The sequence below is a fragment of the Synechococcus sp. PCC 6312 genome (assembly GCF_000316685.1).
In the GTDB taxonomy this organism is placed as follows: Bacteria; Cyanobacteriota; Cyanobacteriia; order Thermosynechococcales; family Thermosynechococcaceae; genus Pseudocalidococcus.
The window spans coordinates 1,304,633-1,316,497 of the sequence record NC_019680.1 but is presented as its reverse complement, the minus strand read 5'-3'; the positions used below and the strand labels follow the sequence as shown (position 1 = coordinate 1,316,497).

8 protein-coding genes are annotated in these 11,865 nt (G+C 45.7%); 2 read left to right on the top strand and 6 right to left on the bottom strand.

Annotated elements, in window-relative coordinates; genetic code table 11:
• Window position 1: 1 nt before the first annotated feature.
• Both SYN6312_RS06450 and ftsH3 read right to left on the bottom strand, forming a co-directional pair.
• Window positions 2–3,010 carry a class I SAM-dependent DNA methyltransferase gene (locus SYN6312_RS06450; RefSeq protein ID WP_015124056.1) on the bottom strand — a complete coding sequence of 1,003 codons (3,009 nt, stop codon included), beginning with the start codon at window positions 3,008–3,010 and terminating at the stop codon, window positions 2–4.
• A 263-nt stretch (window positions 3,011–3,273) separates the two neighbouring features.
• Window positions 3,274–5,112 (bottom strand): ATP-dependent zinc metalloprotease FtsH3, encoded by a 1,839-nt coding sequence (ftsH3, locus tag SYN6312_RS06445; protein WP_015124055.1) that lies wholly within the window; start codon window positions 5,110–5,112, stop codon window positions 3,274–3,276.
• Window positions 5,113–5,374: 262 nt separating this feature from the next.
• On the opposite strand from ftsH3, the gene SYN6312_RS06440 reads away from it, so the two are divergent.
• Window positions 5,375–6,325, top strand: coding sequence for a pentapeptide repeat-containing protein (locus SYN6312_RS06440; protein ID WP_015124054.1), 951 nt, complete (start codon window positions 5,375–5,377; stop codon window positions 6,323–6,325).
• On the opposite strand, the gene murF is transcribed toward SYN6312_RS06440, so the two are convergent.
• Window positions 6,322–7,686 (bottom strand): UDP-N-acetylmuramoyl-tripeptide--D-alanyl-D-alanine ligase, encoded by a 1,365-nt coding sequence (gene murF / locus SYN6312_RS06435; RefSeq protein WP_015124053.1) that lies wholly within the window; start codon window positions 7,684–7,686, stop codon window positions 6,322–6,324. The two genes, SYN6312_RS06440 and murF, sit on opposite strands and share 4 nt — an antisense overlap.
• A 460-nt stretch (window positions 7,687–8,146) precedes the next feature.
• Here murF and SYN6312_RS06430 point away from each other — a divergent pair, with 460 nt between their 5' ends.
• Window positions 8,147–8,680 (top strand): heme-binding protein, encoded by a 534-nt coding sequence (locus tag SYN6312_RS06430; protein WP_015124052.1) that lies wholly within the window; start codon window positions 8,147–8,149, stop codon window positions 8,678–8,680.
• A gap of 11 nt (window positions 8,681–8,691) precedes the next feature.
• Here the strand turns inward: SYN6312_RS06430 and SYN6312_RS06425 are convergent, their stop codons facing one another.
• The 3 genes from SYN6312_RS06425 to SYN6312_RS06415 form a co-directional block, all read right to left on the bottom strand.
• Entirely contained in the window at window positions 8,692–9,720 is a 1,029-nt protein-coding gene (locus SYN6312_RS06425; RefSeq protein WP_156804750.1) for a WD40 repeat domain-containing protein, read from the bottom strand.
• A gap of 45 nt (window positions 9,721–9,765) precedes the next feature.
• Window positions 9,766–10,887, bottom strand: coding sequence for a DctP family TRAP transporter solute-binding subunit (locus SYN6312_RS06420; protein ID WP_015124050.1), 1,122 nt, complete (start codon window positions 10,885–10,887; stop codon window positions 9,766–9,768).
• Window positions 10,888–10,964: 77 nt separating this feature from the next.
• A complete protein-coding gene (locus tag SYN6312_RS06415; RefSeq protein WP_015124049.1) occupies window positions 10,965–11,741 on the bottom strand; it encodes a class I SAM-dependent methyltransferase in 777 nt (258 codons plus the stop codon).
• Window positions 11,742–11,865 lie beyond the last annotated feature (124 nt).

The following is an 11,865-nucleotide window of genomic DNA, read 5'->3' as shown; positions in this document are numbered from 1 at the left end:
GCTAAATCACCATGTGTAGCTTACGTCTTGCAGAGAGAATTTCTGAGATGATGTCATCAGAGTCATTGAGGGCTTGAGTTCTAGTCCAATCAATCAAACGCGGAGACTTACAGATATAAACCCTTGAATCCTCAAAGATGCGAAGGCTTCGCTGCACATAAACCCATTGACTAAACTGCTGTTTAGCTTTCTCCTGAATACAATTCAGAAGTAAAGATAAATCTCCCTGCGCTCTTTCAACAGTCACATCTAGTGAAGTAGACGCATCTGAACGGACAAACTCTACTGAACATACAATTAATTGTTTTGAGTAGGTCAACCCTACTTTATGCTGAAGTCCGCTTCCTTCAGTAAAGATATCAAGTTCATCTCTCAACTGCAAACCATACTCTAGTAAATTATTCTCTTTCGGCATTTCAGTTGCAGAAACAACAGTTTTACCTTTATTTAAACTAAAATGAACCCCAGTGAAATCTCTTACTAAAGCACTAAGATTCCGAGAAATATCAAGCTCATCTTCCATAGCTTGATCAATTCTATTTTGGATGAACAACGCAGTTTCGCTCTCGGATTCAGATACCTCTAGTAACGCTAATTCTTTTTGAAGTTTTGCCAGACTAGTGATTTGTTTCTGGGAAAAGTGAGGAACTGGTATCTTCTTGATGTCTTTGGCATAGACTGTACTTCTATCAACACCCCATGAAGGACTTTCAAAAAACAAGAAATATTGAACTATATTAGAGTTCATAAAAACAGATAATGCACGAAGAAAATCAGCATCTTCTTGATTTTCTGTAGATAGTCCTGTGTAGGGAGCCGGAATCAAAAAATCTTTGTCACTATATATGCAGTAAGCAGGATTAAATATTAAGTGAGGAGCCTTCATGATTTTCAACCCTGACATACCACTACGCTTACGAATGAAACACATTTCAGGTGGGATATCCTCAAGTACATATTCAGGGATTGATAATTTTCGCCTTTCTTTTGTTAAGGAATCTACATTTAGAAGCTTATGTCCCTCCAATTCTGGGATATGAAAAAGAGCCTCTCTGTCCAAAGAAGAAAAATTTAATCCAACCCTTAATAAGGGTCCTTGATAAAGGTTCCAATTCTTATCCAAGATAAGTTGACCTAGGGTACTGGGAAATAGTCGGCGTATACGATTGAGAGCTTTTCTATCTCTGTAACTTCCCCAAAGAGCAAGTTTCCAGGTTAATGCCTTGCCGATTTCTGCATCACTAGAATTTACTGTCTGTATTTCATTGGAATTAATTGTGATAGTCCATGTTGGATTTTTCTTATCGCGTTTCCAAGGACGATTGGAAACTTGATTGGCAACAAAGGGGCCATAATGAATAATTCCAGGCTTAGCTACATCCAGTAAAGCTTTTCGATAAACAATCGTTGCAGCAGGAGCTTCTCCCCTGCCACCAAAAAGTACATAAGCCAAGTTGGAAAAATTTGTAATTCTTGAAACCTCATGCTGCGTAAAGAACAGCTTTCGGTATTTTTCGGATTCGTGATTAAACAGGCTCTTCGCATGGATAAGCAAACCTACATATCCATTTGGAGTTAGCAGATCAACTACTCGCCAGCTAAACGCTTCACAAACTCGATTTCCTGTAGCAGGTCTTTCCTCAATATTTCTTCTAATCCAAGAACGGGCGAATTCTTCATCAATCGTTTCTGGCTTGAGTTCAATCCAGGGGGGATTACCCACAATCCAATCAAACTTCTTATTCTGCTTCCAGAAATCTGATTCATCATCAAAGAAATCACATTCAAAGATTTGCTTATTGTGAAGTGAAGGAAACTTAAATTGTTTGTTTCGATGCAAATCTGGAGGGTCGATGTAATTTAGTAATGTTAAGATCAAACTGAATTCAGCGACATGGCAAGCCTCTTTATTGCGTTCTATGCCATAGAGACTTTCAAGAATTCTCCGTAGTTCTGTAGGTTTCAATTTATTGTTTGGGCTTTGTGCTAGTGCCAGTTCAATTAGCCTCCGATAAACTAGAACTAGAAATATTCCAGAGCCACAGCATGGATCAAGAATTTTCATGCCACTCTGCAAGGGATTAGATTCGTTTAATTCACACAACAAATAATCTGCTACAGGTTCAGGAGTATAGACTGCACCAACTTTCTTGCCTATCCCTTGTGAATGTAGAAATTGTTCGTAGATCGAGGATAATGTTTCGACGGGAATATAGAAAAAGTTGTAAGCTTTAAAGTCTTTGGAGTCAAGATGTAATTGACCTGAAACAGGATCGTCTCCCTTAAATGTAGAAGCCACTAGAGACACAATCTCATCATTCAAGGTTGCTTCAAGATTAGAAGGTAAGGGAAAGATGGCACCATTGAAGCGGTTTTCTAAAACCTCGGTTAAATGCAGCAATCCGGCTAAAGTTGCGTCCCGGCTTAGTACAGAGTCTAAGCTTAAATTATTTTCTGCAAGCCATTCTTCCGAAAGAATTTCGCGATCGTACAAATAGCGTATATAAACATATTTACCAATCAATGCATGAATGATTGGTAAATCAAGACCTTTCTCTTTTAGTAGGTATTGCTCTAATTTATTTAGATTATTGAGTAAGTGTGTATCTACCCTTTTTTCAGGGGTGACATACTTTGATTGAGTTTCCCAAATTCTTCCAGAATCTATGGAATCAGCGCTAAAATCTGCAAGCTGATCACGAAGACTTTCAAACGTTAGATCAATGATCTCTTTGATTTCTTTGACTAAACCCTTCTTCTCATTAGTTAGGGAAAAGTCAAATCCCGTATAAACTCTAATTTCATTAGGAAGAAGAATGACTATGAAAGGTGCATTCCCCAGGTTCCATAGTTTCTGATGAATTTTTCTCGCTTCATCTCTTGTTTTGGCCTCAGCGACATATACAGCCGGACGAGGCGGAAGAATTTTCTCATCTGGGGGGCTGGTTTGAAAAAGATATGCTCCCTGAACCCCTGCTTTCTTAGCTGCACGGAAAAGATGCTCAGTCAACGGCTCCTGCGAAGGCTCGCTAGCGGAACGATAATTTAATGACTGGGCATATCCAAGTTCATCTAAGAGTTGATCTAGATTCAGAAAAACACCCCCAAAATAGGCTCAAGTCTTTATGGTACAGGCATTACAGTCTTTTGTACAAAACTTTGATTTACGCTATGCCTGCCCAAAAAGCAGTGAATATTGGCGATAAAAAACGGCAGAGTATAAAAACCCTACCGTCTATTCGATAAATTCAAAGTTGCTAGAGCTAGCTTAGATTAGGCAATCGCCGCCATTTTGACTTCAGTGGAATCCAGAATTTCCTGGAGTTCCTCAGCATCAATGGTTTCTTTGGTAATCAGAATCTCGGCGATTTTATCGAGGACATGGCGATTGCTCACCAACACATCCTTAGCCCGGCGATAGGCTTGATCCACCAAGTTGCGGACTTCATCATCAATCGTGGCGGCAGTCTCTTCAGAAAAGTCCCGTTCCGCCATGATGTCCCGCCCTAGGAAGACATTGCCATTTTGCCGACCCAAAGCCACCGGCCCCAACCGATCACTCATACCGAAGCGGGTAATCATCTGCCGAGCGACACGGGCAACTTGTTGAAGATCATTGGAAGCACCAGTCGTGACTTCATCTTCACCAAAGACAATTTCTTCCGCAATCCGACCACCCAAAGCCACCGCCATTTGATTTTGCAAATAGGCCCGACTGTATAAGCCAGAGTCCATTTGCTCTTCGTTGGGGGTAAACCAAGTTAAGCCACCGGCCCGGCCACGGGGAATGATGCTGACTTTTTGGACAGGATCGTAATCCGGCATCAACGCTCCGACTAAAGCATGACCGGCTTCATGATAGGCCACTAGGGTTTTCCGGCGTTCACTCATGACCCGATCTTTTTTCTCCGGCCCGGCCATGACCCGATCAATGGCATCGTTGATTTCGTCCATGGAGATTTCAGTCAAATTCCGGCGCGCGGCCAAAATTGCGGCTTCATTGAGGAGGTTGGACAAATCGGCTCCCGTAAATCCAGGTGAGCGGCGAGAAATTTTATCCAAGTCCACATCTTTAGCCAGGGTTTTGCCACGGGCATGAACTTTAAGAATTTCCAAACGGCCTTTGTAATCCGGGCGATCCACGACAACTTGCCGATCAAACCGGCCGGGACGCATTAGGGCAGCATCTAAAACATCAGGGCGGTTCGTGGCGGCAATAATAATAATTCCGGTATTACCTTCAAACCCATCCATTTCGGTTAGGAGTTGGTTTAGGGTCTGTTCCCGTTCATCGTTACCGCCGCCTAAACCCGCGCCCCGTTGCCGACCGACTGCATCAATTTCATCAATAAAGATGATACAGGGGGCATTGGATTTTGCTTGCTCGAATAAATCCCGTACCCGTGAAGCACCGACCCCGACAAACATTTCGACAAACTCAGACCCAGAGATAGAGAAAAATGGAACTCCGGCTTCCCCAGCAACAGCTTTGGCTAAGAGGGTTTTTCCGGTTCCGGGCGGGCCAACGAGTAGAACACCCTTGGGAATTTTGGCCCCAATTTCGGTGAATTTATCGGCATTTTTAAGAAAATCTACGACTTCAGTCAGTTCCAACTTGGCCTGGTCAATCCCGGCGACATCATTGAAGGTAATTTGGGTTTGCGGTTCCATTTGGACACGGGCTTTAGACTTGCCAAAACTCATGGCCTGGTTACCTGCACCCCCTTGGGCTCGCCGGAGTAAGAAAAATAGCAGGACGAGCAAGGCCACTGGGACAAGCAAACTACTAAGGGCCCGGAACCAAAAGCCATCATTGTTTTGCGGCATAACGGAAATATCCACGTTATTGGCCGTCAAAATGTCAATGAGTTGGGGATCCGGCGGCAGGTTAACGAGAACGCGCGTTCCGTCTTGAGTCACGGCCTGGGCCTGGGTACGATCCGGGCTGATGTTGAGTTTGGCCACCTGATGATTTTCGACTTCCTGAATGAGTTCGCTATATCGCCAAGTCACTTTAGTCGTGGGTTGACGATCAAAGAAGGCCGTGGCCAAGGCTAAAACCACGATGGTTAACAAAACATATAAACCGGCATTGCGCCACCGCTTATTCACTGGGCCCGGCCCTCCTTTTGTGAAAACTGAGTTTGATTTACATAAGTTAATGTTAGCCCATTCTCTGGGAAGCTGTGTGGGTAGGTGGGCTTAGATTATGGCATTTGGCCTGGTAGTTTTGATGCGGAAAGCCGGGTCATCACGGTTTATAGATCCTTGCGTGATGTTTCCTAGCGGCGCGCTGACTGGCTAACGCTATAAAATGTGAGCTATGGATAATGTCCCAGTAATTTTTAACTAAAGTGAGACGGGTTGCAACTGGATGCTAGATTTGGCGGCCTGCTATCGAGTGTTGGAATTGGAGCCGGGGGCAACTCTGGAGGAAATTAACCAGGCCTACAAAGATTTGGTGTTTATCTGGCATCCGGATCGGGTTCCTAAGGATAATGACCGTTTATTAGAAAAAGCCCACGAAAAAATTAAGCAGATTAACCAGGCCCGCGATCATTTGCGCCAACAGCATCGCAATGGCAAAGTCCACACCCGTTCCCAAACTCAGCCTTACCAAAGTTCCCACCAAAACGGTTATCCGCGCTCTACCTATTCAACTCAGTCCCATCAGTCACCCCACTCCACCCACAATCACCAGAGTAATGGCCATCACAATGGTTCTCACAGCCATCATCAAAGCCACAGTCATCGCCAAACCCCAAACCAGGCCCATAGTCAAACCCATGCTGGTTATCGCCACAACCCGGCCCAGGACTATACCTCTAATCCCTATGACTATCGGAGTTATCAAACCCATCGCCCCCCGCAATCTCCTCCCAAGCCTCCCCCGCGACCACCAGACCCCCCCCAACAATCCACTTCCCACCCAGAACCCGATGGGACAAATCATCCCCGCGGCAAAGATCTCAGTGGTGCAAACTTACGGGGAGCGGATTTACGCGAAAAAGATTTTGAAGGTCGTAATTTAAGTTATGCGGATTTAACGGGAGCGGATTTGAGTGACGCGTTTTTACATCGGGTCAGTTTTTACCGGGCTAACCTTTCCCAGGCCACGCTTTTCCGGGCTAACTTACTAAATGCCAACCTCAGCAATGCCAACTTGCGTGATGCTAATTTAATCGGAGCTGATTTTAGTGGAGCCGACTTACGCGGGGCGGATTTACGGGGGGCAAAAGTTGGCCAGGGAGATCGGATTTTAGTCAAACTCACCGGAGCCAAACTAGCTGGGGCGATTATGCCCGATGGTCGGATTCATAGTTAATCTCCTGACTCTCGCAAGGCATTGACAACCCGATCCAAGCCCACCGAATGGGAAGCCTTAAAGAGCAGCCGATCTCCAGGCCGGGTCAAGGTTTTGAGGTAATTGATCAAATCTTGATGTTGGCTAAATTGCTGAGTGGGAGTTGGATTAGCTCCTTGGGCGAGGGCCTGACCTTCTGCCTCTGTATCTAAAATTAATAACTGATCCAGTGCCAAGCTTTTGACCCGTTCCCCCACTTCTTCATGCAAGGCTACCGAGTAATCCCCGAGTTCTCGCATGGGGCCCAAAACCGCAATTCGCCTCGTCCCAGGAGTCTCTGCCAAGATTTGTAAGGATGCCAACATGGACTCCAGGCCAGCGTTGTAGGTTTCATCCAGGAGGACAATATCACGTTCAAGGGTGTAGCGTTTGGCCCGCCCAGGCGGGAGTTGGACTGTGATCCCAGATTGCAAAGGAGTGAGGTCTAAGCCTAGGGCCTGGGTAACTGCAATGGCGGCCAGAAAGTTCAAAGCATTGTGCCGACCAGGGAGCGGCAAGGGAAAAATTTGCCCCTTGATCTCAATCTGGTTGTCGGGTAGCAATCTCCCCCGTAACTCCCCAGTCTCCAGGCCATAGGTGATCGTTTTTTCCGGCCAAACCGTCTGGGCAGTGGCTAGTAATAGGGGTTGTTCGCCGTTGAGAATGGCTGTGCTAGTGGAGGGAAGTTCAGCTAATAGTTCACATTTGGCCTGGGCAATGGCTTCTCGAGATCCCAAGCGGCCGATATGGGCAGTGCCGACATTGGTAATTACTCCAACCGTGGCCTGGGCCATCCGACTTAAGAGCGCAATTTCACCCGGCCCGCGCATCCCCATTTCTATCACCGCAAAGTCATGGTCAGCGGTTAATTGCAGCAGGGTTTTCGGGACACCAATTTCGTTGTTATAGTTGGCCTCTGTTTTGAGAACTTTGCCATAACAGCCCAAGACTGCCGCCACTAGTTCTTTAGTTGTGGTTTTTCCCACCGAGCCGGTAATGGCAATCACGGGAATTGGAAACTGTTGTCGCCACCACTGCCCCAAGATTTGATAGGCCGCCAAGGTATCTTGAACAATAATTTGGGGAATGGGGACTCCGATGGCCTGGTCAACAATGGCTAAACTGGCCCCTTGCTGTTTGGCAACCTCAATAAAGCCGTGGCCATCAAAGGTTTCTCCTCGTAAGGCAAGGAAAATATCCCCTGGTTGTAATGTCCGGGTATCCGTGGAAACAGTCGGGTGAGAGGCTGGAGCAGCGATGAACTCAAAATTTTGGGCAGTGGCACCAAGGGGAGAAAGGATGTTTAATAATTGGGTCGGTGTTGCAAATGGTGTCATCCCCATGCCAGGCCTGTGGTAGTCATTTCCGGCATTGTATCAATTCACCTCAGCAATTGAGGCCCTGGACGCTAATAATGATTTTTCGTGGAAATATATAAACCCCCTGTCCCAAGGGCGATGGGCTTTGGCAGACGTTGAACTATCGCGTTACCCATAGATGGACCCATCAGGGAATTGTTTGGGAATCACATGTTTAGTCGTCATCCCCGTCCACAGCGGCTTGTGTAAGGCAATAAAACTTAATTAAGTGATGAAATCAAGACAGTAATTAGTCATATTTTCGGTCTAAATTCTGCTTTATTTTTAAATTCTTAGCCCTACTGTAACTGAGAGAGATGAAGATTCTTTGCTATCAAGAATGTTTTGACCTGACTCATCATAGGTAAATTGGCCCTGGCCCAGTTTTTTGATAAACTCAGGCAAATTCAATTATATCCCAGCTACCTTGAGAGCCACTGAAACCATGCCCTACCAGAAATTGCTATTGATGCTTTGTGTCAATCTTGGCTGTTTAGCCGGGTTTTCCGCCACTGCCTTTGCCCTACCTAGTTATTATCAGTTACCTGTGGACTTGGCAGTAGAAGCGGGGATGACTGCGGTGCAAACCTGTCAGAAAGAGGGATATAACGTAACTGCAACTGTTGTTAATCGGGATGGTGTTGTTCAGGCAGTCATTCGTGGTACTAATGCGACCCCCCATACCATTCAGATGAGCCATGACAAAGCCTACACCGTAATTACCCTCGGGCCGATTTTTAAGGTTGATTCAACGGCAGCAATTACAGCCAAAATGACCCCCACACCGTTACCGATGGGTACTGTACCATTGCCGCCCAATCCCCTCTATGGCATTAACTTTAGTACAGGGGGAGTGGCGATTAAAGTTGGGGATGAATTGATCGGGGCGATTGGAGTTTCTGGTGGGCCGGGCGGTAACTTTGACCAGGCCTGTGCATTAAAAGGACTCGAAAAAATTACGCCTCGCCTCAAACCCTAACTAGAATTGCCCTAAAATTGCAGTTGATAAAGATTGCCCTTAGCATCAACCACCAGCACAGTATTGGGATTAATAAACTCCACCGAGGCAATAGGAATTTGCCCAATCTGCTGAGCTAAAATTTCCTGTTCATTGGGGATGGAAAATAGTTTGACAATGCCTTGACTATTCCCCGTCACCAGTAGCCCCTCAGGAGTCATATCAATCGTATTCAACCAAAACTCGGCGCGACCCAACACCTGAGATTGCCCCGTACTCAAATCTAGTTTCAGTAATTCCCCCGTAAAATACCCAGCCACTAAACTCTGGCCATCGGGGGTAAAGCGAATTGTATTAATCCGACTTTTAATCGGGCGAAAGACTTGGGGTTTCAGGGCCGGACTGCGAAGATTAGCTTTATTTGGAAAAACAACAATCTCACCCGTGTCATAGCTAATGGCCAGGCGCGACACCGGCCCTCCCAGATCGGGGTAAATGGCAATTTTGCGGGCCACACCAATGGATTTGTAGAGTTCCTGTTGCTCAGTTTTTAGTTCCGCCAGATTCAGAATTTCCGTAATTGTGACGGAGCCATCATCAGAGGTGGAGATCAGGTCATTGTTCACTAAAAACGAGCCTGTAACCGCGGCATTATGGGTTTTGATCCGGTGAATAGCGGAAAAATCATAGATCACACTTTCACCCACATAGACTGGAGAAACCACCATCAGTTGCTGGTTGAAGTAGCCATATTTTGCCCCAAACAAACTCCGACAGTTAGGAATTGCCACCGCTTGGGTAATCTTAAACGTTGCATCAAGAAAGACTAATTCGCAATCCCGAAACGCCACCACATATTGCCCGCCCTGGGGATGCTCATCGAAGGAGACTGGCATACCATAGTTGGAAATGGTCAATACCTTAGTTACCCTGGGGGACAGATCTGCCCAGGCCAAGGGAGAGCCAGCTAGCAACCCGATCAAACTGAGCAAAATCGCAAATGAAACCTGAGAAAAAAGCTGAAATCGGAATTGGTGCATGGGGAAGGTGGGGAAAGTCACGGCAGATAAACAAGCGAAAAAGGCAAAATATAGAGTTACATCACCCTAGGAAAATCGTAAGCCAGTTAATGCCGACAGTTTATCTTTCACTAAGGGTTGGATGAGGGGATTGAGTTGTCCATAAATTGACTGATAGACGTGGGTTAACTTTTGCGGGGCCTGGGACATATCCGGTTGAGTTACAATCATGCCCTTGTCTTGGATTAACTGCTGATAGACTTTTTTATTGAAATCTCTTTGGGCTTGCAAGTTTTTGGCCTGGTAAATGGGCATCAACTCAGTAACGATATCGCGAGTGGATTGAGATAAACTTCGCCAAAATTTAGTATTAAAAAAGATATTGTATCCCGACCAGGCATGATTCGTGAGATTCAAATATTTGGTGACTTTGTATAACTCAAAATTCATCGCCACCGCATAGGGATTTTCCTGGGCCTGGACTAATTGCTTGGCCAACGCCCCATAGACTTGATTCATCGTAAAAGCCTCTGTTTTTGCGCCCAAGGCTTCCATGGTTGCTTTCATGTCGTTGGAGGGGGGAATCCGAATTTTCAAATCCACTAAATCCTGAATGGTTCGGATTGGCTTGGACTCAATCGAAGTAATCACCCGCATCCCATTATCAAAGGTGCCATAGCGGAGATAGGTGAGGTTATAGTTAGCGACTGCTTGATTCAAGGCCGGGGGGAATTGGGGCTGATTAATAATCTGATAGACATCCTCAGCCGACTGATAGAGAAAGGGAAAATTTTGGATACTAATGGCCTGGGGACAGAGCTTATCAATAATGGGGCCGGCCACACTCACCAGTTCAAAGCGTCCCTCCGCGACCAAGCGCACGGCCTGGGGATCTCCGGCGGGCAATGACGCATCATAGTGCAGTGGGGTGACTAGCAACTCGCCGTTAGTTTTTTGAAATACATCCTGCCATAGATCGAGTAAGGATTGGTGCAGTGGACTCGTCAGGGATTGGTTATGGAGATGAAAGGCTTTAATTTTGGCCTGGTTATAGTCTTTGCCATACTGGCCTGGAAAGGGTAACCGTTGATCCAAGGCTTGCTCTAGGGTTTGTCCAGATTCCCCTGCATGTAGGCGCGATGCCCCCATGGCCGTCAATGCGGTGGCGCTGGCAAGGGTCAGAAATTTACGCCGAGAGATATTCGCCACCCGTTTTTTGACTCCTCTAACTCAGACTATGCAAGGCTTGAGACTACCGTGATTGACTTCATCCTGTCAAATAGAATTTAGCGTAATTGTCCATAAAACAATCTCGTGTCGTAAATAAAACTCACTTGATTCTGTTCTTGATACCGAGCAAATAACTGTTCCAAAGCTGCCAGCATTGAGTCGTAATTGAGATCGCCAGACATTGGAATATAAGACGATGACAAAACCCGGCCAAGCAAACCCTCATAGTCAAAAATTTGCTGATTGGGAAAGGTGTACTGTTGATAGTGACTGCTGCCATAAAAGTGACTCAGTATCCGATCATCAACGTTTTTATGATTAATCTGCTGGTAATCGGTGCTAAATTCTTGCAGAAAAGCTTCAAAGGCTCTTAAAAAGGGAGTCGATTCCGTTTGCCGGTCATTCCAAATCAAGACGACCCAGGCCCCTGGTTTTAAGATGCGCTGAAATTCTTGCCGAGATTTAATCCCATCGAACCAGTGGAAAGCCTGGCCAGCGACAATAAAGTCAACAGAATGATTCTCTAAGGTTGTGATTTCAGCAGAGCCATTGATACTGATAAAATTTGGATGGTTTTCTAATAACAACTCAGCCGCTTGGCGCATTTCTAGATTCGGTTCGACCCCATAAACCTGATTGCCGTTGTTTAAAAAAAGCTCTGATAATATCCCTGTTCCCGAACCAATATCGGCAATAACTGAGGTGGGGGATAAGCTTAGCCGTTGGGACAAAAATTCAACTATTTCTGCGGGATAAGAAGGACGATACTTGACATAATAACTAACTCGATTAGAAAACCTGGTGGTGGCATCTGTGGCATTACTGGTATTCATGGAAGATTCTCAAAGTCTCCAGCGAGATGTTTTGATCATTGAAGATTATCTGAACTCCAGCAAGACTCAGTCACACTTCTTAACCTGTGATGGCTAACTTTGGACTCAGGCCTGGGGTAAGCTA

Excerpts from the sequence above, each read along its gene's own strand:
- SYN6312_RS06440 (WP_015124054.1), top strand. The coding sequence starts at position 5,375 with ATGCTAGATTTGGCGGCCTGCTATCGAGTGTTGGAATTGGAGCCGGGG.
- SYN6312_RS06430 (WP_015124052.1), top strand. The coding sequence starts at position 8,147 with ATGCCCTACCAGAAATTGCTATTGATGCTTTGTGTCAATCTTGGCTGT.
- SYN6312_RS06415 (WP_015124049.1), bottom strand. The coding sequence starts at position 11,741 with ATGAATACCAGTAATGCCACAGATGCCACCACCAGGTTTTCTAATCGA.
- murF (WP_015124053.1), bottom strand. The coding sequence starts at position 7,686 with ATGGGGATGACACCATTTGCAACACCGACCCAATTATTAAACATCCTT.